The 24,551-nt window shown below is 31.6% G+C and carries 22 protein-coding genes; 10 read left to right on the top strand and 12 right to left on the bottom strand.

Going from position 1 to position 24,551, the window contains the following annotated elements; all coding sequences use genetic code 11:
- The first annotated feature begins 10 nt into the window (after positions 1–10).
- The 8 genes from WHA43_RS10595 (at position 11) to WHA43_RS10560 (ending at position 14,285) form a co-directional block, all read left to right on the top strand.
- Entirely contained in the window at positions 11–949 is a 939-nt protein-coding gene (locus WHA43_RS10595; protein WP_226742889.1) for a carbohydrate kinase family protein, read from the top strand.
- 15 nt (positions 950–964) lie between these two features.
- Positions 965–2,707, top strand: a complete 1,743-nt coding sequence (locus WHA43_RS10590; RefSeq protein WP_105047019.1) for a glycosidase — start codon at positions 965–967, stop codon at positions 2,705–2,707.
- A 106-nt stretch (positions 2,708–2,813) separates the two neighbouring features.
- Positions 2,814–5,090: an NADP-dependent malic enzyme gene (locus WHA43_RS10585; RefSeq protein WP_105047018.1), complete on the top strand. Its 2,277-nt coding sequence runs from the start codon at positions 2,814–2,816 to the stop codon at positions 5,088–5,090.
- A 30-nt stretch (positions 5,091–5,120) separates the two neighbouring features.
- Positions 5,121–5,702, top strand: coding sequence for a Holliday junction branch migration protein RuvA (gene ruvA / locus WHA43_RS10580; protein ID WP_105047017.1), 582 nt, complete (start codon positions 5,121–5,123; stop codon positions 5,700–5,702).
- A 7-nt stretch (positions 5,703–5,709) separates the two neighbouring features.
- On the top strand, positions 5,710–12,756 hold the full coding sequence (gene sprA, locus WHA43_RS10575; RefSeq protein ID WP_394372830.1) for a cell surface protein SprA: 7,047 nt from the start codon (positions 5,710–5,712) through the stop codon (positions 12,754–12,756).
- A gap of 21 nt (positions 12,757–12,777) precedes the next feature.
- The gene (gene gcvH, locus WHA43_RS10570; RefSeq protein ID WP_105047015.1) at positions 12,778–13,158 is read left to right on the top strand and encodes a glycine cleavage system protein GcvH; all 381 of its coding nucleotides are present in this window, start codon (positions 12,778–12,780) and stop codon (positions 13,156–13,158) included.
- Positions 13,124–13,501 carry a VanZ family protein gene (locus tag WHA43_RS10565; protein ID WP_211290330.1) on the top strand — a complete coding sequence of 126 codons (378 nt, stop codon included), beginning with the start codon at positions 13,124–13,126 and terminating at the stop codon, positions 13,499–13,501. The genes gcvH and WHA43_RS10565 overlap by 35 nt, the downstream gene beginning before the upstream one ends.
- A 64-nt stretch (positions 13,502–13,565) precedes the next feature.
- Positions 13,566–14,285 carry an energy transducer TonB gene (locus WHA43_RS10560; protein WP_105047014.1) on the top strand — a complete coding sequence of 240 codons (720 nt, stop codon included), beginning with the start codon at positions 13,566–13,568 and terminating at the stop codon, positions 14,283–14,285.
- Between the two features lie 372 nt (positions 14,286–14,657).
- Here WHA43_RS10560 and WHA43_RS10555 read toward each other — a convergent pair whose 3' ends face one another.
- The gene (locus WHA43_RS10555) at positions 14,658–15,011 is read right to left on the bottom strand and encodes a toxin-antitoxin system YwqK family antitoxin (RefSeq protein WP_105047013.1); all 354 of its coding nucleotides are present in this window, start codon (positions 15,009–15,011) and stop codon (positions 14,658–14,660) included.
- A gap of 257 nt (positions 15,012–15,268) precedes the next feature.
- On the opposite strand from WHA43_RS10555, the gene WHA43_RS10550 reads away from it, so the two are divergent.
- Positions 15,269–15,625, top strand: a complete 357-nt coding sequence (locus WHA43_RS10550) for a DUF1304 domain-containing protein (RefSeq protein ID WP_105047012.1) — start codon at positions 15,269–15,271, stop codon at positions 15,623–15,625.
- Between the two features lie 61 nt (positions 15,626–15,686).
- A complete protein-coding gene (locus WHA43_RS10545; RefSeq protein ID WP_105047011.1) occupies positions 15,687–16,487 on the top strand; it encodes a mechanosensitive ion channel family protein in 801 nt (266 codons plus the stop codon).
- Here WHA43_RS10545 and tsaB read toward each other — a convergent pair.
- The 11 genes from tsaB to WHA43_RS10490 all read right to left on the bottom strand — a co-directional run bounded on the left by tsaB (position 16,477) and on the right by WHA43_RS10490 (position 24,549).
- A complete protein-coding gene (gene tsaB / locus WHA43_RS10540) occupies positions 16,477–17,163 on the bottom strand; it encodes a tRNA (adenosine(37)-N6)-threonylcarbamoyltransferase complex dimerization subunit type 1 TsaB (protein WP_105047010.1) in 687 nt (228 codons plus the stop codon). The genes WHA43_RS10545 and tsaB overlap by 11 nt on opposite strands.
- 105 nt (positions 17,164–17,268) lie before the next feature.
- Complete coding sequence (locus WHA43_RS10535; RefSeq protein ID WP_105047009.1) at positions 17,269–18,600, bottom strand: TolC family protein; 1,332 nt, start codon at positions 18,598–18,600, stop codon at positions 17,269–17,271.
- Between the two features lie 116 nt (positions 18,601–18,716).
- Positions 18,717–18,863 carry a hypothetical protein gene (locus WHA43_RS10530; RefSeq protein WP_317193380.1) on the bottom strand — a complete coding sequence of 49 codons (147 nt, stop codon included), beginning with the start codon at positions 18,861–18,863 and terminating at the stop codon, positions 18,717–18,719.
- Between the two features lie 61 nt (positions 18,864–18,924).
- Positions 18,925–19,467 carry a DUF420 domain-containing protein gene (locus WHA43_RS10525; protein WP_105047007.1) on the bottom strand — a complete coding sequence of 181 codons (543 nt, stop codon included), beginning with the start codon at positions 19,465–19,467 and terminating at the stop codon, positions 18,925–18,927.
- Positions 19,460–20,107, bottom strand: a complete 648-nt coding sequence (locus WHA43_RS10520; protein ID WP_105047006.1) for an SCO family protein — start codon at positions 20,105–20,107, stop codon at positions 19,460–19,462. The genes WHA43_RS10525 and WHA43_RS10520 overlap by 8 nt, the downstream gene beginning before the upstream one ends.
- Entirely contained in the window at positions 20,104–20,664 is a 561-nt protein-coding gene (locus tag WHA43_RS10515; protein ID WP_226742887.1) for a hypothetical protein, read from the bottom strand. Before WHA43_RS10515 ends, WHA43_RS10520 begins: the two co-directional genes overlap by 4 nt.
- Positions 20,665–20,842: 178 nt before the next feature.
- On the bottom strand, positions 20,843–21,184 hold the full coding sequence (locus WHA43_RS10510) for a cytochrome C oxidase subunit IV family protein (RefSeq protein WP_105047004.1): 342 nt from the start codon (positions 21,182–21,184) through the stop codon (positions 20,843–20,845).
- A gap of 20 nt (positions 21,185–21,204) precedes the next feature.
- On the bottom strand, positions 21,205–22,185 hold the full coding sequence (locus WHA43_RS10505; RefSeq protein WP_105047003.1) for a cytochrome c oxidase subunit 3: 981 nt from the start codon (positions 22,183–22,185) through the stop codon (positions 21,205–21,207).
- Positions 22,186–22,245: 60 nt separating this feature from the next.
- Positions 22,246–22,833 (bottom strand): cytochrome c oxidase subunit 3, encoded by a 588-nt coding sequence (locus WHA43_RS10500; protein WP_105047002.1) that lies wholly within the window; start codon positions 22,831–22,833, stop codon positions 22,246–22,248.
- A 3-nt stretch (positions 22,834–22,836) separates the two neighbouring features.
- Positions 22,837–23,739, bottom strand: a complete 903-nt coding sequence (gene cyoE / locus WHA43_RS10495; RefSeq protein WP_105047001.1) for a heme o synthase — start codon at positions 23,737–23,739, stop codon at positions 22,837–22,839.
- 255 nt (positions 23,740–23,994) lie between these two features.
- Positions 23,995–24,549 carry a hypothetical protein gene (locus WHA43_RS10490; protein ID WP_105047000.1) on the bottom strand — a complete coding sequence of 185 codons (555 nt, stop codon included), beginning with the start codon at positions 24,547–24,549 and terminating at the stop codon, positions 23,995–23,997.
- Positions 24,550–24,551 lie beyond the last annotated feature (2 nt).

The following is a 24,551-nucleotide window of genomic DNA, read 5'->3' as shown; positions in this document are numbered from 1 at the left end:
AATAATTACATTGATTAGTACTACAAAACAAATTGACATTCTTTGTGTTGGTGAAATCTTAATCGATTTTATTGGACATCAACAGGATGTTTTGATCAATAACACAAGAGACTATCACCGATATTTAGGTGGTTCACCAACCAATGTTGCCATCAATACTGCCAGACTTGGTTTACATCCAATGCTAATTTCAACCATTGGAAATGATGGTTTTGGTGAATATGTTATCAAAAAACTTAGGGAAGTAAATGTTTCCGTTGACGGAATTAAAAAAATAAACCATCAACCAACAAGTGTAATTTTTGTATCAAAATCAAAAGGAACTCCAGATTTTATTCCTTTTCGTGCAGCAGATTTTTGCATCACAGAAAACCAAATTCCGACTGAAATCCTTCAAAAATCAAAAATATTTCATACTACTTGCTTTGCATTGAGTAAAAAACCTGCACAAACAACCATTCTAAAAAAAGCCAAAGAAGCCTTTGAAATTGGCTGCAAACTGAGCATTGACATCAATTATTCAGAAAAATTATGGGAAAGTCAAGCTGAAGCACTGAGCATTATTGAGTCGTATTGTAAATATAATCCCCTTATTAAAATTAGCGAAGATGATATGTTTCGTTTGTTTGAAAAACAATTGCCACATGAAACTATTTTCAAGTATTTTCATGATTTAAATGTGGAAACTGTTTGTTTAACTTTAGGTCAAAATGGCGTTAAATTATCGCAAAAAAACAAACCAATCATCTCATTACCCGCTATAAAAGTCGAAAAAGTATTAGATACAACTGGTGCAGGTGATGCTTTTTGGTCAGGATTTTTATTTGCTTACATCAACCAAAAACCCATTGAAGAATGTCTTCAAGTTGCTTTAAAATTAGCAGCTTTAAAATTGCAAAATGTAGGGAGATTGCCAGACAATATCAATATTCTTTCAAAACTTTTATAACTATATTTCTAAAATATGATACACCAACATCACATAGAATCCATTCCAAATGGTGTCATGTTCAATGCATATCCTGATAGTATTGGTCATAGATTAAGCGATACTATTAAAATGTTTCAACTGCCAGATTTCAAAGAGGTGTTTTCTTTATTTTACATTTTGCCCACATTTTTTAACAGTGATTTGGATAGGGGTTTTTCAATTATTGATTACAATTTGAATCCTGATTTGGTTTCTGAACAAGATTTAAAAGCCCTGCAAGAACTGAATATCATGCTAAAGTTTGATATTGTTTTAAATCATTTGTCTGTTGCCTCGCCTCAATTTCAAGACTTATTACAAAATGGTGAACACTCTAAATTCAAAGATTTTTTCATCAATTGGAATAGCTTTTGGGAAGGAAAAGGAATTAAAAATGAAGATGGAATTATTGTTCCAGAAGAAAGCTATCTCAAAAAATTATTCATGAGAAAATCGGGTCTTCCCATTTTAAAAGTCCCATTTCCTGATGGATCTGAACAACCATATTGGAATACTTTTTACCAAGAAATTCAATACCAAAAAATTACTATTGACGATTTAAAACATCTTAAAGAATTGGATGTTAAAAATGCAGTATCACTCTGTGTAAAAGTGAATCAACTTATTGAAAATAAGCAAGATATAACTACTTTTGATTTCAACGAATTTAATGATTACAAGACCCAAATTTTACAAATCATTCATCAAAAAAGAACCTTTTTAGGGCAAATGGATGTCAATGCAAAATCCGAATTGGTTTGGGATTTTTACGAAAAAACTTTAGCAAAAGTTGCCAACTTTGGATGCAAAATTTTACGTTTAGATGCTTTTGCTTATTTGCACAAAGAAATAGGACAATCAAACTTTTTCAATAAACCTGGCACTTGGAATTATCTTGAGAGAATAAAAAAGATTGCTGCCAAAAACAATCTGACTGTTTTACCAGAAATTCATGCAGAATATGGATTGAATTTGCATGATGAAGTTGCCAAAGAAGGATATCAAATTTACGATTTCTTTTTACCTGGTTTAATGATTCATACTTTAGAAAAAGGATCAAATAAAGCTCTTTTAAAATGGGCTGCAGAAATTATTGAAAAAGGCTATAAAACAGTAAACATGCTGGGTTGTCATGACGGAATTCCTGTGCTAGATTTAAAAGGAAAAGAGGCAAATGGCAAGTATAATAAGGGTTTGTTGGCAGATGAAGAAATTGAATTTGTAATGGAAACGATCTTACAAAGAGGTGGAAAAGTCAAAAATTTATACGACGCAGCTGGAAATAAAATTTCATATTATCAAATAAATGCTACTTTTTTCAGTGCACTTGGCGAAAATGAAGACAAATTAGTGTTGGCAAGAGCCTTGCAACTCTTTATGCCTGGCATTCCACAAGTCTGGTATTTGGATTTGTTTGCAGGAAAAAACAACTACGAAGCTGCTAATAAAGGCGGATCAAGTTCTCACAAAGAAATTAACAGAACTACACTTAGTTTATCAGAAATTGAAAACGGATTGAAAAGAGAAGTGGTCACAAAACAGCTTCAATTAATGCGATTGCGAAATACTTCCAAAGCGTTTTCAGGAAAAATGACCGTTCATAATTCAAAAGAAAATGAAATTTACATTTCTTGGACAAATGAAAATTGTATTGCAAAACTCCAGGCAAACCTTAGTGATTTTTCATTTAGAATTTCACATTCTGAAAATAATATTTCTACAGAGTTGATTTTTTAAATCTAAAATATTCCTTAATAAAACCCTTTAAAAGAATACCAACTTCGCTTTGCTCTTTCGTTGAAAACCCTATATTTGTAAGCCTAAATAAGCAAACAACGATTTTATGAGCGATTCAAGAAAAAGACACGAAGCGTTATTGTATCATGCAAAACCAAAACCAGGAAAAATTGAAGTAGTTCCTACTAAAAAATATGCTACACAACACGATTTGGCTTTGGCATATTCTCCAGGTGTTGCTGAGCCGTGTTTAGAAATTGCCAAAGACAAAAACAATTCTTACAAATATACTTCCAAAGGAAATTTGGTTGCCGTAATTTCTAATGGTACAGCTGTTTTAGGTTTGGGTGATATTGGTCCTGATGCTTCAAAACCTGTGATGGAAGGAAAAGGAGTTTTATTCAAGATTTTTGCTGACATTGATGTGTTTGATATCGAAGTAAATGAAACTGATGTTGATAAATTTATTCAAATTGTTAAGGCAATTGCACCAACTTTTGGGGGTATCAATTTAGAAGACATCAAAGCACCAGAAGCTTTTGAAATTGAGCGTAGATTGAAAGCAGAATTAGACATTCCTGTGATGCATGATGATCAACACGGAACTGCCATTATCTCAGCAGCAGCTTTAAAGAATGCCATCGAAATTGCCAATAAAGATTTTTCAAAAGTAAAAATTGTAGTAAATGGTGCTGGAGCTGCAGCCATTTCTTGTACACGTTTGTATTTGAGATTGGGAGCAAAAACCGAAAATATTGTAATGTGTGATAGCAAAGGAGTTATCAGAAAAGACCGTGAGAATTTAACTTTAGAAAAAGCAGAATTTGCTACTTCACAAGATTTACATACTTTAGAAGAGGCCATGCAGAATGCCGATGTTTTTATAGGCCTTTCGCAAGGAAATGTAGTGACTCCAGAAATGTTGCTTTCCATGGCAAAAAATCCGATTGTATTTGCAATGGCAAATCCAGTTCCAGAGATTAATTACGATTTGGCGATTGCTACCAGAAAAGACATCATCATGGCTACAGGTCGTTCTGACCATCCTAACCAAGTAAATAATGTATTGGGTTTTCCATTTATTTTTAGAGGTGCTTTGGATGTGAGAGCAACCAAAATCAACGAAGAAATGAAAATGGCAGCTGTGCATGCTTTGGCAGATTTGGCTAAAAAATCGGTTCCAGAGCAAGTAAATATTGTGTATGATGAAGTGAGTTTATCTTTCGGGAAAGAATACATCATTCCAAAACCTTTTGACCCACGTTTGATTTACGAAATTCCACCAGCAATTGCCAAAGCAGCCATTGAATCAGGAGTTGCGTTAGAACCAATTACAGATTGGGAAAAATATCGCGAAGAATTAATGGAACGTTCTGGATCAGGAAGAAAAGAAATCAGAATGATTCACAACCGTGCAAAAAGCAATATCAAACGTATTGTTTTTGCAGAAGCTGATTATTTAGATGTACTAAAAGCTGCGCAAAGAGTTCATGATGAAAAAATTGGATTGCCAATTTTATTAGGAAGAAAAGAAGTGATTTTGGCATTGAAAGAAGAAATTGGTTTTACTGCTGATGTGCCAATTCTAGATCCGAAAACAGATGAAGAAGATGACCGCAGAAATCGTTATGGAGAAGCATATTGGAAAAGTCGTCAACGAAAAGGAAGAACCTTAACAGAAGCTAAAAAATTAATGCGCGAACGCAATTATTTTGCTGCAATGATGGTGAACGAAAACGAAGCTGATGCACTAATTACTGGATATTCAAGACCTTACCCAAGTGTTGTAAGACCCATTTTAGAGTTGATTGAAAAAGACAGAGGTATATCAAGAGTCGCTGCTTGTAATTTGATGATAACCAAACAAGGTCCGTTGTTTTTGGCTGATACAACCATCAACATCAACCCAACTGCGAAAGATTTGATAAAAATTACGCAAATGACATCCAATTTGGTAAAAATGTTTGGTATGAAACCTAATGTTGCTATGGTGTCATTCTCAAACTTTGGTTCTTCGAAATCAGAGAGTTCTCAAAAAATTAGTGAAGCAGTTGCTTACATTCACAGAAATTATCCTAATGCGGTAGTTGACGGTGAAATTCAATCAGATTTTGCATTGAATCCTGAATTATTAGCCAAAGAATTTCCGTTTTCTAAATTGAATGGTAAAAAAGTAAATGTGTTGATTTTTCCAAATTTAGAAGCTGCAAATATTACCTACAAATTGTTCAAAGAAGTGCATGGTGCAGATTCTATTGGACCTGTTATTTTAGGATTGAGCAAACCTGTACACGTTTTACAATTAGGTGCAAGCGTAGATGAAATGGTAAATATGGCAGCTTTAGCAGCTGTTGATGCACAACAACGCGAAAAGAACAAATAATTTACTACATTAGGCGCTGAAAAAGAAAGTATGATAACACAAATTAGGGGACGTTTAGTTGAAAAAAATCCAACAGAAGTAGTGGTGGATTGTAATGGTGTTGGCTATTTGTTACACATTTCGTTGAATACTTTTGCAGCTTTACCTTCAGATGAAAATATAACGCTATATGCGCATTTGGTAGTTAGAGAAGATGCCCATATTTTGTATGGATTTGCTACCAAAACAGAAAGAGAAGTGTTTAAATTATTGATATCTGTTTCTGGTGTAGGACCAAGCATTGCAAGGACTATGTTATCATCAATGACTGCAGATGAAATTCAACATGCTATTGCCTCTGGACAAGTGCAAATCATACAATCTGTAAAAGGAATTGGCGCTAAAACAGCCCAAAGAGTTTTGGTAGATTTGAAAGATAAAATCCTGAAAACCTTTGATATGGATCAAGTTTCTTCCCCTACAAACAATACCAACAAAGATGAAGCGTTATCTGCTTTAGAAGTTTTAGGATTCCAAAGAAAGCAATCCGAAAAAATTGTCAATAGCATTGCAAAAGAACATCCTGATGCAAGCATCGAAAAAATCATTAAACTCGCTTTAAAAAATCTATAATCAATTGATTAAAGTTTTGAAAAAAATATTTTTAACCACTCTTTTTACTTTTTTAGTAAGCAATCTTGCACACGCTCAAACGAGTTCAACTAAGGATTCTACGAATGTTAAAAAAGATACCATTCCATTAAAATACGATTTCAAATACACCCAAAAAGGCGGACTTTTCTTAGATGATTTAGCAAAAAAAGTAGTCATTTTTGACAAAGCATTGGATAAATATGTAATCGTTGAAAAAATAGGAGATTATTATACAAAAACTCCCATTTTCTTAACAAGAAAAGAATACGAACAATATCGCTTAAAACGAGATATGTTGCAGTATTTCAAAGACAAAGTGGGCGCAACAAATAGCAAACGAAAAGGTGCTTTAGAGGCTCAAAAAGATTTATTGCCAGATTATTATGTAAATTCGAAATTCTTTGAAACGATTTTTGGAGGAAATACCATCAAATTTACACCTTCAGGAAACTTGAATTTGAAACTGGGTTTTATCTATCAAAATACCGAAAATCCTCAAATTTCAGAAGAAAACAGACGTAGTTTTACCTTCGATTTTGATCAACAAATCAATGCAAGTTTGCGTGCAAAAGTTGGTGAACGTTTAGAGTTTACAGCCAATTATGACACACAAGCTACGTTTGATTTTCAAAATTTAATCAAATTAGATTACACACCAACTGAAGACGATATCATTCAAGGTATTGAAATCGGAAACGTTTCTATGACTATCAAAAACTCATTGATCAATGGCGCTCAAACCTTGTTTGGAGTAAAAACCAAATTGCAATTTGGAAAAACTACAGTTACTGGTGTTTTTTCTCAACAAAACTCAGAAAGTAGAAATATCATTGCAGAAGCTGGAGCTTCTATTCAACCTTTTGAGTTGAGAGCAACAGATTATGACAACGATCGTCACTTTTTCTTATCGCAGTTTTTTATTGATAATTACGAAAATTCGTTGAAAAATTATCCTTTAGTAAGCAGTCAAGTAAACATCACTCGAATTGAAGTTTGGATTACCAACAGAAATGCTGCCACAGATGATTTTAGAAGTATAGTTGCCTTTGCTGACATGGGTGAATTAAACAATCCAAATTCTAATTACCGAAATTTAGTAGATGATTCAGGCACTGTATTACCTGCAAATGCTGTGAGTATAAATTCAAACGGACAAGTACTTTACATCCCTCAAAACGAAGCAAATAATATTTATGATCCAACAGTTTTAGCAGGCATTAGAGATATTTCTTCTGTTGATAATACGTTGATTTCTAGGTTTCAAATGGATCAAGGAACAGATTATTCCATTTTAGAAAATGCCAGAAGATTGACCGCAAATGAATATACATTGCATCCGCAATTGGGTTATATTTCATTGAACAGACGTTTGAATGATGGTGAAGTTTTAGCAGTTGCTTACGAATATACTGTAGCTGGAAGTGTGAATGGAAGTACAAAAAGATCTTTTAAAGTAGGAGAATTTTCGAATGACGGAATTCAAGCTCCTCAAAATTTAGCAGTAAAATTATTACGTTCAGAAATCTTACAAACCTTTCGCAGAAATACAATTACCAATCAAGATGAATCTTTCCCAACATGGCGTTTGATGATGAAAAATATCTATGCTTTGGGCGCATTTCCGCTGACACAAGATGGCTTCAGATTTGAAATTCAATATAGAGATGATGATACCGGAATTCCGTCAAACACATTGCAAAATGCACAAACAGCAGGCATTCCAAATCTTCCATTAATTCAATTATTAGATTTGGATCAATTAGATCAAAGTCAGTTTAGAACTGCTGACGGATTTTTTGATTATGTTGAAGGAATTACTGTAAATTCACAAAATGGCTACGTGATTTTCCCAACAGCAGAACCTTTTGGAAATGGTTTAGAAAACGATTTGACAAATCCTGCTGATGCTCGATTTTTATTCAAAGAATTGTATTTGAATACCAAAATAAACATCCAAAATAATTTTCAAAATAAGGACAAATATTTCTTAAAAGGATATTTTAAATCAGACAATGCAGGAGGTATTCCAATTGGTGCTTTCAACGTTCCTCAAGGTTCTGTAAAAGTAACTGCTGGTGGAAGGCAATTAGTGGAAGGTGTTGATTTTGTGGTAGATTATCAATTAGGAAGAGTGCAGATTTTAGATCCAGGATTGCAAGCCTCTGGAACACCCATCAACATTTCCACAGAAAATAATGCAGTGTTCAATCAACAACGAAAAACCTTTATGGGAATTGATGTTGAACATCGTTTTTCTGAAAATTTTACTCTTGGAGGAACCATCTTAAATGTGATGGAAAGACCGCTCACACCAAAAATAAATTTTGGTTCAGAACCTATAGACAATACCATGTTTGGTTTGAATGTTGATTTTTCAACAGAAGTTCCGTATTTCACAAAATTGGCAAACAAATTACCTTTTGTAGATACTGATGCGCCATCAAACTTATCTGTAAGAGCAGATTTTGCCTATTTATTGCCTGGATCACCCAAAGGAATTGATGTTACTGGAGCTGCAACAACCTATATTGATGATTTTGAAGCTTCTCAAATTCCTATCAGTTTGATTTCTCCTTTAGATTGGTATGAAGCAAGTACACCTCGTTTTTTTAACGGATTTAATGGCGATCAAAGTGATTTATCTTACAATTACAAACGTGGAAAGTTGGCTTGGTATAGTATTGATCAAATTTTTTATGGAATTGGACAAACACCTGCAAGTGTTGATGCTGACGAACTTTCGAGAGCAGAAACTAGACAAATCAATTTCAGAGAATTATTCCCAAATCAACAGTTAGATATTACTCAAAATGCACAAATCAGAACCTTAGATTTGGCATATTTTCCCGAAGAAAGAGGTTCTTATAACTTTAATCCAAATGCAACTATTGTAAACGGAGTTGCCAAATTGCCAAATCCTGAAACGAATTGGGGTGGAATTATGCGTGCCTTGAACACCAATAATTTTGATCAAGCAAACGTAGAATACATTCAATTTTGGGTGATGGATCCATATCAAAATTATTCTATTACCACTGAAGAAGGTTTACCAGTTGATGTTAATCCGAATGATATTTCAAATCAAGTTGGAGATTTGTATATCAATTTAGGTAATATTTCTGAAGACATTTTAAGAGACAATCGCAAAATGTTTGAGAACGGTTTGCCTGCTGACGGATTGAAAATTGATGGCAACAACATCAACAAAACAACTTGGGGTGATGTGCCAAGAAATCCATCCATCATTTATGCTTTTAACGAAGAAGATATTGCCAGAACAAATCAAGATTTAGGTTTTGACGGATTGAATGACACTGAAGAAAAAGCGTTACCGGGAATTGGCATTTACAGTTCTTTAGACGATCCTGCAGCAGATAATTTTTCATTTTTTAGAGGAACGCAGTTGGATGCTTTGAATGCTTCCATCATCAGACGTTACAAAGATTTTAACAATACACAAGGAAATTCACCAACGTTAAATCAGTCTACTGAACCCTTCCCTACTTCATCAACAACCTATCCTGATGTAGAAGACATCAACAGAGATCAAACCATGAATACTGTTGAAAGTTATTTTGAATACAAAATTTCGATGAACAGAAATGATTTGGTAAAAGGAAGAAATTTTATTGTTGATGAAAAAACAACTTCAGTTACCCTTGAAAATGGAAACAGACAAGAAACAAAATGGTATCAATTTCGAGTGCCAATCAGAAGTGGAACACCTGTAAATGGTATCACTGATTTCAATAGTATTCGATTCATCAGAATGTTCTTAACCAATTTTAAAATGCCTGTTGTATTGCGTTTTGGAGAATTGGATTTGGTTCGTGGTGATTGGAGACGTTATGTTAGAACCCTCAATCCAACCATCAATCCTGATAGAGATTTGAATCAAACAGAATTGGAAGGTTTTGAAGTGGGTGTTGTAAGTATTGAACAAAATAATGGAAGTTACATTCAACCTCCAGGAATTGAAAGAGAACGTTTGCAAGGAACAACTACTGTTCAGTTACAAAACGAACAATCTGTAACGCTAAAAGTTACCAATTTAGAGCCTAACAATACAAGAGCAATTTATAAAAATATCAGTGTTGATTTGCGTCGTTTTAAAAACCTACAAATGTTTATGCACTTGCAAGGTGATGAAGGTTTTGCGGCTGTAATTCGTTTAGGAACAGATTTAGCAGAAAACTTTTATGAACTAGAATTGCCCTTAACTGTCAGTAGTGGAGGCAATAGCCAATTAGATATTTGGCCCGAAGAAAATAATTTAGATGCCTTTTTAGAAACCTTTGGAAAGGTAAAATTAGAAAGAGATGCCATTGGAGCTCCTATAAACGAAGTATATACGTCTTCAACGCAAAGTGCCAATCTTCCCTATAAAATCAGTGTGAAAGGAAATCCGACGTTAGCACAATTAAGAACGATTATGTTGGGTTTAAAAAACACTGGTGTTACTAATAAAACAGGAGAAGTTTGGTTCAACGAATTGCGTTCTTCTGGTTTTGACAACAAAGCAGGTTGGGCTGCAGTCATCAATGCTGATGCAAATTTTGCTGATGTTGCGAATGTTTCTGTATCTGGAAGTATCAAAACAATTGGTTTTGGAAATGTAGAAGATCGCATCAATCAACGAAGTTTAGATGAAACAAAACAATATGATGTTGCAACGACCATCAACCTTGGAAAAGTGTTAACTCCCGAAAAATGGGGCATTCAATTGCCAATGAGTTACAGTGTTGGCGAGCGCTTTATTGATCCAAAATTTGATCCTCAATACCAAGATGTGTTATTAGCTGACGCTATTGACCAAAATCCAAATAGTGAATTTTCGAGAGATTATACCAAAAGAACCAGCATCAGTTTTATCAATGTAAAGAAGAATCGAAATCCGAATTCAACCAAAAAACCAAAGTTTTATGATGTGGAGAATTTGGCAGTTTCATATTCACAAAACAGTGAATTTCACAGAGATTATAATGTGCAAAAATATGTCAATGAAAATGTGGCAGCTTCAGCAGCATATAATTTTAATTTCGATTCAAAACCGATTGAATTTTTCAAAAATAATGACTCCATTTTTAGAAGTAAATATCTAAAGTTTTTGAAAGATTTAAATTTTAATCCAATTCCTAAAACAATTGCTATCAACTCTAGAATCAATAGAAGTTATAACGAACAGCAATCACGAAATTTAGTTCCAGGATTGTCTGAACAACCAGAATTAATCCAACGTAGATTTTTGTTTGATTGGGATTATACCATTGGTTTTGATTTGACAAAATCATTACAATTGAATTTCAATGCGACCAATAATTACATTTACGATGCTTTTGGAAGTGGTGAACAATTGCAAATTTTCGATAATTTCTTCAACACAGGAAGACCAAATCATTATCATCAAAAGTTGAATGCGACTTATAATATTCCTTTAGATAAATTCCCGTTTTTAGATTTTATAAAAGCTGATTATGGCTATTCAGCTGATTTTGATTGGCAAGTTTCTTCGCAAGATCAAACGATTTTAGAACAAGTTGGAAATGTAATTCAAAATGCAAACACGCATAATATCAATACCGATTTTTCATTTGATAAAATATACAAAAGCCTAAACTTTGAAAGATTGTTATTGACAAAAGCGCAACGTAAAAATGCCAAAGACAAAAATATTCGCATCAATCCTCCAAAAAAACTCTCATTCGGAAAACAGTTTTTAAAAGGAACGTTTGATGTGTTAACTTCTGTGAAGAAAGCAACCATCAGTTATACCGAAAATAACGGACAATTTTTACAAGGATATAACCAACCTATAGGATTTTTAGGTGGAGCACCAACAGCATTTGCTTTCGGAAGTCAAGTAGATATTAGAAACAAAGCCCTAGAAAATGGTTGGTTAGTAACTAGAGTTGATGGTGCAGAATATTTTAATAAAACCTACAGCAGAACGCAATACAACAAATTAGATTATACATTCATTGTAAAACCTTTCAATGATTTGGATATTGATGTACGTGGAAATAAAATTCAAACTACAGATATTTCTCAGCAAATCGATTTGATTGAAGGAAGAAATACTTTTGAAGATACGCCAATTTTTGAAAATGGAAATTTCAGCACCAGTTTCTCTATGTTATCAACCGCATTTTCTAATGGAGATGCTCTATTTCAAAGAATGAAAGATTACAGAAGTATCATTGCAAATAGATTGGCATCAGAGACTGGCGCACCAATTGCAGGTTTTGGAGCAAATAGTCAACAAGTAATGCTTCCTGCATTTATTGCAGCGTATTCTGGAAAAAGTCCCACAAAAGTAAACACAGGATTGTTTAAAAATATTCCCATTCCTAATTGGACATTGCGTTACAATGGATTGATGAAAATGAACTGGTTTAAAAAGAATTTTTCATCATTTGTAGTTTCACATGGTTACAAATCCTCTTATACAATTTCAAGTTTTACAAACAATTTACAATTTGATGCAAATAATCCGTATGCAACTACAAACGCTGCAGGAAATTATGAATCACAAAGATTGGTGGCAAGTGCAACTTTGGTTGATGAATTTTCGCCATTGGTAAGAATTGATATGAAAATGAAAAACTCTTTTTCGTTTAGAGGTGAAGTTAAAAGCGACAGAACTTTAACCATGAATTTTAATAATAGTACCCTCACTGATATTGACGGAATTGAATATGTAATAGGATTGGGTTATGTGTTTAAAGACGTTAAAATGAATTCGCGTTTTACAGGGAAAAAAGTAGAAATGAAAGGAGATATCAATGTAAGGGCAGATATTTCTTTGAGAGATAATTTAACCCAAATTCGTTATGTTGATGAAGATAATACACAAATTAGTGGTGGTCAAAGATTATTTTCTATTAAATTTACAGCCGATTACAGACTGAGTGCAAACCTGACTGCTTCATTCTATTACAATCATCAATCTTCAAGATATGCTATCTCAACAACTTTTCCGAGACAAGCTATCAATGCAGGATTTAATATTATTTATAACTTAGGAGGAAATTAAAAATTAATTTAGTTAGTAAAAATGAATATACCAAGTAACTTAAAGTACACAAAAGATCACGAGTGGATTAAAATTGATGGCGAAACTGCAACTGTAGGAATTACTGATTTTGCACAAGGAGAATTAGGAGACATCGTTTATGTTGATGTAGATACCTTAGATGATACCGTTGAAGAAGGTGCCGTTTTTGGATCTGTTGAAGCTGTAAAAACAGTTTCTGATTTATTTATGCCATTAACAGGAGAAGTAATTGAATTTAATGAAGCATTAGAAGACGAGCCAGAATTGGTAAATTCAGACCCATATGGAAAAGGATGGATGATAAAAGTTGCCATTGCTGATAGCTCACAAATAGAAAATTTATTAGATGCTGAGGCGTATCAAAAACTTATTAAAGGATAAATTACTTTTAATTGCAATTGTAATTACAATTGTTGTTTTAGGATTAAGTCTCATAAAAATGCCAGAAACTGGAGTGACAGTTGCAAATATTGATAAAGTATATCATAGTTTTGCATACTTTACATTAACCATAGTTTGGCTACTGAGTTTTTATAAAACTCCACAAAAAAAACACCTAGTTACGCTGAGTTGTATTTTTTTTGGCATTATTATTGAAGTTTTACAAACAGTGTTAACTAATTACAGAACTGGTGATATTTTAGATGTTTTCGCAAATTCACTAGGAAGTTTGTTAGCTCTTTTTGTATTTAGCATGATTTTTAAAAAAAAACAGATTAATTAACAATTGGGCTTGTAATTAACACAATAATTTAATTAAATTAGCAACCTATTAAAAACGTTTAACCATGGAAATCAAAAAAAGTCCAAAATCGAATTTAGAAAATTTCAGCAAAATTTTTATGCAGATTGGTTTGGTGCTGGCATTATTTGTTACCTACGTAGCAATTGAACAAAAAACATATGACAAAGTCTATGGTGATTTAGGGACTGTCAATATGAATGCAGAAATGGAAGAAGAAATTCCAATTACAGAAAGAGTTGAACCAGATCAACCAAAAACTCCACCACCACCAACTCCAGATAAAATCGAAATTGTTGAGGATAAAAAGGAAATTGAAGAAACAGTAATTGAATCAACAGAAACTGATGAGACAAAGAAAGTAGTAGTTTCAGAAATCGTTGAAGTTAAAGAAGTTGAGGAAGTAGTAGAAGACGTAAACTTCATGATTATAGAAGATGTACCTACTTTTCCAGGTTGTTCAGGAAATAACGAAGAAAGAAAAGCTTGTTTTAGCCAAATGGTACAAAAACACTTTGTTAGAAAATTCAATGCTGATTTACCCAATGAGTTAGGTTTATCTCCAGGTAAGAAAAAAGTATTTATTGGATTTAAAATTGACAAAAACGGAAATATTGTTGATATTCAAGTGAAAGCTCCGCATCCAAAAATTAAGGATGAAGTTGATAAAGTAATGGAGCAATTGCCTAAAATGAAACCAGGAAAACAACGTGGAAAACCAGTAGGTGTTAAATATAGTATCCCATTTACTTTGGTTGTAGAATAAAACCTAATTAAAGAAGAAATAAATAAAAACCGTTAAGATTATTTTTAACGGTTTTTTTTAGTAGTATTATTAAGATAATTAGGAAACTTTATAAACTAATGATAAATTGAGTTCTTAATAAATTTAAATTTCTTCTAAAATAAAGCTAATTATTGAAAGTAATTCTCATCAAAAGGAAATCTAATACTGAAAATTAAACACCTCAAAAAATCTATAAAAAAACCTTTTAAATGAAGATTTACACGATCTAATGTTCGTAGTTTTCCTTACAATAAAAAAACTTATTAAATGAAGATAAAGGCAATAAAAAAACCTCTAAGATTTTTACTTAGAGGTTTTTCGAATGCTAGAAAATTTTTTTTAATTATTCTATTACTTATTACTGAAAGCAACTTTAGATTCATTTTTCCAAACATTCACTGATGCAATTGCATTGTCTTGGTAGTTAATTTCTTTAAGAGATTCATCTGCCCAAACAAACCATTTACCTACTTTTTTTCCTTCTTTGTAGTATGCTAACTGAACTTTGTTTCCGGATTTATCGAAACGAACCCACTCTCCAGTTAATTTTTTATCCTTGAAAAAACCTTGTGTTTTAATAGAACCATCTTCGTAATAATAAGTCGCTTTCACTAAGTCTCCTTCAGCACTAAAAGTTGGTTGTTTTTCTTGAGAAAATCCTAAAGTTACCAAACCTAGCATACAAATTGTGATCATTGTTTTCATATCGAATAAATTTAAGATTAACATTACATTTACAAATGTACATAATTTGTAACATTTAAACAACATTTTGATAACATTAAATTAACATTGGAGTAAAATTTAACATACAATATCATTTATCAATTGAACAAATCATCACGAAATAAATAGATAAATGATTTATAATCTGATTTTTATTGTAATAAATCCGTACTTATTTACGAAATTCGCTTTTACAAAAATCAATCAATTTCAACCAACAAATTAAAATTAAAACCATGAATACCTATCATTTTTTATCAATCGGACTTGTTGCCATCATACATTCTTATATTATGCACATAGAAATGGTATTGTGGACAACAGAAAAAGGAATAAAAATATTTGGTTTAAAAAGTAAACAATTTGCTGAAGAAACTAAGGTTTTAGCTGCAAATCAAGGCTTATATAATGGTTTTTTGGCTGTAGGGTTATTTTGGTCTGTGTTACTAAAAAATAAAGAAATTGCACTCTTCTTTTTGAGTTGTGTTTTAATAGCAGGAATTTACGGAGCCTTTTCCACAAAAAAAATCAAAATCTTTTACATTCAGTCTATTCCTGCAATTATTGCAATCTTAATTTGCGTATTTTTATAAATAAAGATTTTATAAAAGTAAAAATTTTAGTAATTTACAAATTCACTGAAAATTATTAAAAATGGTAGATTATTTACAAAAAACAAAAGACTTACTTTTCGAATTTGCACCAAGTGTTATCACTGCATTGTTAATTTTAATTATAGGGTTATTCCTAATAAAATTAGTACTTAATTCGACAAAAAAAGTAATGAAAAAAAGAAATGTGGATGTCACATTGCAAAAATTTTCCTTAAACTTAGTCAGTTGGATATTAAAAATACTTTTATTCATTACTGTCATCTCTAAATTAGGAATTGCTACAACTTCATTTGCAGCAATTATTGCAGCTGCTGGTTTGGCAATAGGCTTAGCATTGCAGGGTTCACTAGGAAATTTTGCAGGAGGAGTTTTAATTATGATTTTTAAACCCTTTAAAATTGGAGATTTGATTGAAGCGCAAGGCGAAATGGGTGTTGTGAAAGAAATAGAAATATTCACCACTAAATTAACTGGACTATCAAATAAAGAAATTATCATTCCAAATGGTTCATTATCCAATGGAAATATTGTCAATTATTCAACAGAAGGCACAAGACGTGTTGATTTGGTTATTGGAGTTTCATATGATGCTGACATTAAAAAAACAAAAGAAATTTTAATGGATGTAGTAACATCACATCCAAAGGTTTTGCAAGATCCTGCGCCATTAGTTGCTGTTTTAGCGTTGGCAGATAGTTCTGTAAATTTTGCTGTAAGGCCTTGGTGCAATTCTGAAGATTATTGGACAGTTTATTTTGATATTACTGAAAAAGCAAAATTAGCGCTAGATGAAGCTGGTATTGAAATTCCATATCCTCACAGAGTGGTTGTCACGAAATAAAATTCTTTTTCTTTTCAGGAATAACAATAAAATCTTTCAGGTAAAAAGGTTCAAAATAAGCGACATTTTCAAAGTCGCTTTTTTGGTATTTTTCAAATGCCAATTTTCCTATCTCTTTTGATGAAGGATCAACAGCATCAATAAAAAAGGCATTTTCATGTTTAATGATTTCTTTACACTTCAAAGCACCATCACCCAAAAAATAAACTTTTTGATGATTTAGATATTCAGAAAAAGAACTTTCATCAATAATTTCAGCACTAATCTCTCTTATTTGTTGATACTTATTATCAAAAATAGCTGCATAAACTTCCATTCTTCTAGCATCTAATAATGGGATAATAATTCCCTCTTCAATCGAAATTGCATGAGCTAATGAAGTTAATGTGTCAACAGCAATTAAAGGTTTTTCTAAAGCAAAACAAAACCCTTTTGCAGCTGAAACTCCAATTCGTAATCCTGTGTAGGAACCTGGACCTTTACTCACTGCTATTGCGTCTAAATCATTTAATCTGATGTTGGCTTCCTTCACAATGTCAATAATAAATGAATGCAATACTTCTGCATGAGAATAATTCCCGTCATTAAATTCTTTTAATGCAATAATTTCTCCGTCTATTGAGATGCTAACAGAGCAGTTTTTAGTTGCTGTTTCAATATTTAATATCGTTGCCAAAAAGTAGTTTTTAGTTTTAAATAAAAAGCAAAGATAGTATTTCAAAAAAAAGAAACCTCAACTAAAAAGAAGAGGTTTCAAAAAATATTTTTAAAAAATAAATTATTAATCTAACGTTAAATCGCCTGAATAAAATTGTAACACTTTTGTTTTAAAAACATAATCGTATTTAGAACGAATTAGAGTTGCCTCAGCATTTACTAAACGTGTTCTAACCTGATCAAAATCAAACAATGTCATTGATCCAAAGTTGTATCTTTCTTGGGCATTTTTAAATGCTTCTTGTTGCGATGCAAGAGAAATTTTTGCAGCTTCATAGGTTTTTAAAGCAGTTTTTACATCCAAAAAGGCTTGTTCAATAGTTTGTTGTAATGCTAATTTTTCACTTTCTAAACGTGTTTCAAAAATTTCTTTATTGATAACAGACTGAGAAACTCTATTTTTAGTTTGAAAACGGTTGAAAATTGGAATATTCATATTAACGCCAAAACCGTATCCAAAGTTATCACCAAGCTGATCTGCTAGTGGTGTGTTTGAAAATCCGGCTGGTAAATTTAAATTAAAACCATAATTGGTTGACAATCCTATTTGAGCAGAAATGGAAGGTAAAAAAGCAGCTTTCGAAATTTCAATAGTTAATGCGGCATTATCTATCGCTAATTTTGCTCTTGCAATTTCGGGCATTCTATCTAAAGATTTCTCATAAACTGAAGTAGAAGTTTTGTAAAGTAACTCAGCAGAAGGTGTGCCAACATCAACTGGAGAAACATCAAACCCTTCAGCAGGAATTTGCAATAATTGAGCTAAATTTAAGAGTGCTAAGTCTAAAGCATTTTCTTGAGCAATTAAGGTTTGTAAATTTGTAGCAGCAGTAGATTCAACATTTAACAAATCTCCTTTAGGAATTACGCCAGATTTAAAACGACTCTCAGCAGCCTCAATTTGAGTTTTACTAATTTCGTACTGCACCTTAGCAACTGTTAAATTCTCTTTTGCAAATAAAACATTTAAGTACCCATTTACAACAAATAGTGAAATATCGTTTTCAATTTTTTGTAAATCTAATTTGCTTGATTCTAATCCTAATTGTGCTTGCTTGTAGGTATTTGTATTTCTAAAACCATTAAAAATGGTAATTCCAGAACTCATATTTATAGAACCTCCAAAGAAACTTGTAGCAACACGAGTATTTGTAACAGGACTAAAACCAGTTCCGAAGTTAAAATTACCACCTGTACTTGCATTTAAATTAGGTAGAAAATTTCCTTTGGCAATATCAACATCTTTTTTGGCAGATTCAAGGTTTAATTTGTTTTGCTGAATAGTGATGTTTTTTTCTAAAGCACGATCTACGCACTCTCTTAATGTCCATAATTTTTGGGAAAATGTAGTTGCTACCGATAAAATAGCAATACAAAAAGTGAGTTTTAATTTCAAAACTTGATATTTTTTTTGGTTGATTAACAGCGTATTTCCAAAATAATTATTTGGAAATGTACAGATAAGACGAACAATTGAAAAAATTGTTACAAAATTTAAGCGTTAATTAAATGCTATTTTTGAAGTTTCTTGTTATATCTATACAATGAATAAAGCAAAACGCCTACTAATAAATACGGAAAAATCATCAAATAAGTAATTCCGTCATTTACTCCTTCTGCCATTTTGTTATCTCCACTTTCCACAACTGCTTTACACATAGCACATTGTGAGTATGAAAATTGAAAATAAAAAAACAATAAAATACTTATTCCTAAATTTTTAGTGAACATAATACGGAGAAATCATAACATAAATAACAACACCTGTAATTGCCACATATAACCATAATGGAAATGTTTTTTTTGCAATTTTCTTATGCCTTTTAAAATCACCCAATTTAGCATACATATAAGTGGTAAGCACCAAAGGAATAATAATGATAGACAACAAAATATGTGATATTAAAATAAAATAATAGACATATTTGATTACACCTTCACCCCCAAATTTTGTAGAATCAGAAGTGATGTGATACGCAATGTACATCAATAAAAAGGCTAGTGAACAAGCAATAGCAAATGTATTTAATTGTTCATGTAATTTTCTATTGCCCTTTTTGATAGCCATAACTGCAGCAATTAATGTGATGGCAGTAATGCCATTTATAGTTGCATAAATAGGTGGTAAAAAAGATAAAGACGCTACATTAAAGCCCAATCTTTTTAAATTGATACTAAACAAAGCAGCAACTGCAATCGGAATTACAATTGATAATGCTGTAATCAGTTTCTTGTATTTTTGTTCTTGTGCTAAATTACTCATTTAATAATTTTTTAATATCTTCTGTTAATTCTTTAATTTGATTCGGAAAACCGTGTTCTTCAAGGGCTCTATAGTACATTAATGGATTGCCAAATTCATCTTTTCTAGAGCGAATAAATCCGTTTTTATCTACTAAAGCAAATAATCCTGAATGTTCAAAACCTCCATGATCTTCTTCTCCTTTTCCGGCGTATAATTTAAACCCATTATTGGATAAAGCATACACCACCTCTTCTGATTTTCCTGTGAGTAAATGCCAATTTTTGTGTGTTATTCCGTTGTTTTTTGCATACTCTTTCAATATTTCTGGAGTATCAATTTCTGGAGTTATAGATATAGATGCAATTCCGAACTCTGGATTTCCAAAAAAAGCATCTTGTAAAACCAACATTTTTTGGTTCATGATTGGACAAATTGTAGGACAAGTAGAAAAGAAAAATTCCACAACATACACTTTTCCATCATAGGTTTTATTGGAAATTGTATTTCCTTCTTGATTGATAAAACTAAAATCGGGTACTTTTCCAAACTTTTCTAAATCCGATTTTTGAAAACGCTGTACAATTTTTGGAATCGCATAAATGCCAAATAATAAAATGATGAATGAAATGCCAATGTAAGAATAGTTTCTTTTACTCATAATCCTACTTCTTTTCTATCCGCTTTATTTTTGTTTTTATCCTTGAAAGCAGCATAATATTCATAATACAACACGTTGATATCGTCTTTCAGTTTGTCTTTCAATTCAGCTACTGCATTCAAATTATACCCAAATAATTTTCCATCAATAGCATCTTTGTCATCCGTTCTTCCTCGTAAATTTCCGTCTTTATCAATGATAAAAGCTTTGTTTGAACCATAATTTTTAAGTGGTTCATTTACAGAAAGACTTTCATAAAAAACAGGAATCAATTCTTTTTGAACGGGAATAAATTTCCAATTTTTCATATCTGTAAATGCGGAAATTTGTTTTTTTAACTCAGCAACTGCTATTTCCTTTTCTGATGGATAGATTGCAATAATTTGAAACTGTTTAAAATCGATAAACTTTTTGTAAATCTTTTCATTTAAGTTTAATAATCCAGATTTACTAGCTTCAACATCATTTCCAATAAAACAAACCACAGAAACATTGCCTTTTAATGTGGTTGTATTGGTGGTATCAATCTCAGAAATTTCGACAATATTTTTTGTCAATACTGGTAATTTTGTGAAGTTATTTTTCCCAGTTGAAAGAATAAGAAAACAAATTAATGGAAAAATAAACAACAAAAACAGTACAACTCTTTTTTTTGTAAGGAATTTCATTTTGTATAAAATGTAATGTTATCAGTAAAAAAAAGGTGGTTTTGAAACCACCTAATTTAATATGTTATTACCATTGAACCAATGGCCCAAGTGTATCAAATAAATAACCACCTTCTATTAAAAGTAAGGTTACTAAATAGCAGATTAAGAAAACTGCTGTCCAAACAATCGATCTTCTAAACCATTTTTTTTCACCTTCCATGTGCATAAAAGCCCAAGTAATTCCGTAAGCTTTTGCCAAAGTTAAAATGATGAAAATCCAGTTTAATGGGCTAGTACCTAAAAAATTAGTTAGGTGAAGAACTGCTGGCTTATATATACCTAAAAAAACTTCAACAATTGTGATAACAGACAATATAAAGAATACATTCCATATTCTTTTTACATTTGATTCGTGTGCGTGTGCCATTTTATGCTATTCTTTTTAAATTATACCAAGTAGAAGAATGTGAATACAAAAACCCAAACTAAATCTACGAAGTGCCAATACAATCCTACTTTTTCAACCATTTCATAACTTCCTCTTTTCTCGTAAGTACCTAAAATTACGTTGAAGAAAATGATAATATTGATTAAGATTCCCGAAAAAACGTGGAATCCGTGGAAACCTGTAATGAAGAAAAAGAAGTTGGCAAAAATCGTATTTCCGTATTCATTAACTTCTAGGTTTGCTCCTTCTACAATTTTAGTACCTTTTAACAATTCTTCTAACCCTTTTTCGCGAGATAAAACTACTTTTTGTTTTTTATCTGCATCAATCAATTCACTTTTAATTTGAACTGATGGATCTGCTTTGTAAGATGCGATAACTTGATTTACAGAATACTCAGGTACTGCTTGTCCACTTACAAACCACAAACCGTTTTTCTTAGTATGAGTTACTCTTTCATCACCTCTATCACCTACTACAAAATCAGCAAAACCTACTTGTTTGCCATCTTTTACAAATTGTAAAATTTTATCATCTGAAGTTTTTATTGCTCCGTAAGTACCATTGATAAAGGTATTCCATTCCCATGCTTGTGATCCAACGAAAATTAAACCTCCAATGATTGTTGCAAATAAATACCAAGTTACTTTATTCTTTTTCATTTGATGACCTGCATCAACAGCCAATACCATTGTTACTGATGAAAAAATCAGTACAAATGTCATAAAAGCTACATAATACATTGGATAATCACCGTGAATAAAAGGAATGTGTGTAAAAACCTCATCAGCAATTGGCCAAGAATCAATAAACTTGAAACGTGTTAAACCGTATGCAGCTAAGAATCCTGAGAATGTCAATGCATCTGAAAGGATAAAAAACCACATCATCATTTTACCATAACTTGCGCCAAATGGTCTAACTCCACCACCACTCCAAGTTTCTTTACTGTCAGAAGGTATAGCAATATTTGCTTCCATAAATTATGAGTCTGTTAATTTTATATTTGATTTTTGTTTGCCAAAATTAAACTTTTTTTGTCATCTAATAAAATAGAAAAACAAAATTAAATAAATCCACAATACATCTACAAAATGCCAAAAGATAGCACCAAGCTCAAAACCTAGTAAATCATTTGGTTTGTATTTGTATTTAAAATGATTATAAATAACAACAAAAAGCACTACAATCCCAGCAAGCAAGTGCAAAACATGCATAAATGTAATACCAATAATGAAAGATGTTGAAACGGTACTTTCTGGACCTGTAAAAAACAACCCAACACTTTTCAGCTCATTAAAGCCAACATATTGCTGCCAAACGAATCCAATTCCTAATAATAATGTTGCTACAGCAAGCATTAAAGACATTTGTCTTTTGTCATTTTTTAAAAAATACTGTGACAACATCAATGATACACTACTCAATACAATCAACAAAGTGCTGATATAAAATGCATTTGGTAAATCAAAAGAAACCCAATCTTCGCGTTTCATACTAATTACATACGCGCTCGTCAATCCAGCAAAAAACATCACCATACTAATCATGGAAATCCACAACATTGGTTTGGCAGATTTCTGTTTTGCTGCTACATACTCATTTTGTAATACTTGTTCTTGAACCATATTTTAATGTAAAAATTTATCTACTACATAAACAACTTGAACCAAAGTGATGTATAAAACACTTGCCAACATCAATTTTCTTGCATCTGAATTTTCTTCAGATTTGTGCAATTTTACGGCATAAAAAAGCATGATAAATCCTAAAAATGCAACAATAATAGCAGTTATTGAATGAATATAAAAAGCACCTGTTAATTTTAAAACCGGAATTACCGAAACCAAAATCATAATGGTTGTGTATAAAATAATTTGTTTTACTGCACCTTTATCTTTGGTATTCATAGGAAGCATATTGAAACCTGCTTTTTTATATTCTTCAAATTGCAACCAACCAATTGCCCAAAAATGTGGGAATTGCCAAAAAAACTGAATCATAAATAACATTCCTGCTTCAATTCCGAAATGATTTGTGGCTGCAACCCAACCCAACATAAAAGGAATAGCTCCAGGAATTGCACCTACAAACACAGATAAAGGTGTTACTGGTTTTAAAGGTGTATAAACACTTGTATATAAAAAAATAGATATCGCTCCAAAAAGTGCCGTTTTTGGATTGATACTGTACAAAATTGCAATTCCGAAAAGTGTAAAAACAATGGCAATTGTCATGGCAACATTTACACTCATTCTTTGTGTTGGAAGTGGTCTGTTTTTAGTACGCTTCATTAACGCATCAGGTTCTTTTTCAATCACTTGATTGAATGCATTAGAAGCACCAACCATAAAATATCCACCCAAAGCAAGCAATAAAACCGTAGGAATATGAACTGTTTCAACTGCTAAAAAATAGCCTGCAATAGAAGAAAAAACGACACTTAAAGACAAACCCATTTTTGTGAGCTGCTTAAGATCTGTTAATAGGGTGTTTTTTATGATTTTAGTTTCTGTTATTACAGTAGAATCCATACGTTTTCAAATCGATTGCAAAGATATTTGATAAATATGAAAATACCATAGATTTTAACCTATAATAATAAAAAAACCCACTCAATAAATTGAGTGGGAAAATTGCTATGAAAAAGAAAAAGTGTGATTTACTTAAAAACCACATGCAAATATACTTATTATTTAAAAAGTAAAACTATCAAAAATCAATTATTTTTTAAAAAGTTTAATTTTTAACATTATTTTAAATATTGTAAATATTTTTAATTTCAATGGTTAGTTTGATCTAAAAACAGGAAGCTTTTGCGATTTTGGAATCAACTTTTGTTGATTTTTATTAAAAAAATATACTGAATCAAAAATCTCTGAGTTTTTTAATGGATGTTTTAGTTTTAAAAATAAAGAATCATTTTTAAAAATGTAATTTCCATTCTGCGTGCACGATTCTGTAGTTATTTTTGTTTTAATAATAAAGGAATTATCATTGTATAAAATGATATTTGCTGCATATTTTGAATTTTTTTTGTGAGAAAATTTATAATCAAGACTTTTAAATGGTTTGTAATCTGGATAATTGATTCCAAAATACAATGCAATAGCAAAAACTACAAAAATCAATAAGGGTCTATAATTGAACAATTCTCTATGGATGGAAATTAAATACAAATTGTAAAATAAAATTGCCAAAAAAGTAACCAAAACAATTATCGACAAAAAAGCAATCAACAAATAGTCAACATCATTGATGCAATAATCATCAAAATGAATGATTTTATAAAATGGTAAAATCGAAAGAATTATTAATAAAATATATCGTTTTCTAATTTTCATAT

This window comes from Polaribacter gangjinensis, from assembly GCF_038024125.1.
GTDB classification, from domain to species: Bacteria; Bacteroidota; Bacteroidia; order Flavobacteriales; family Flavobacteriaceae; genus Polaribacter; species Polaribacter gangjinensis.
Note: the sequence above shows the minus strand (reverse complement) of the source record. Positions and strands in the feature narration are given on the sequence as shown.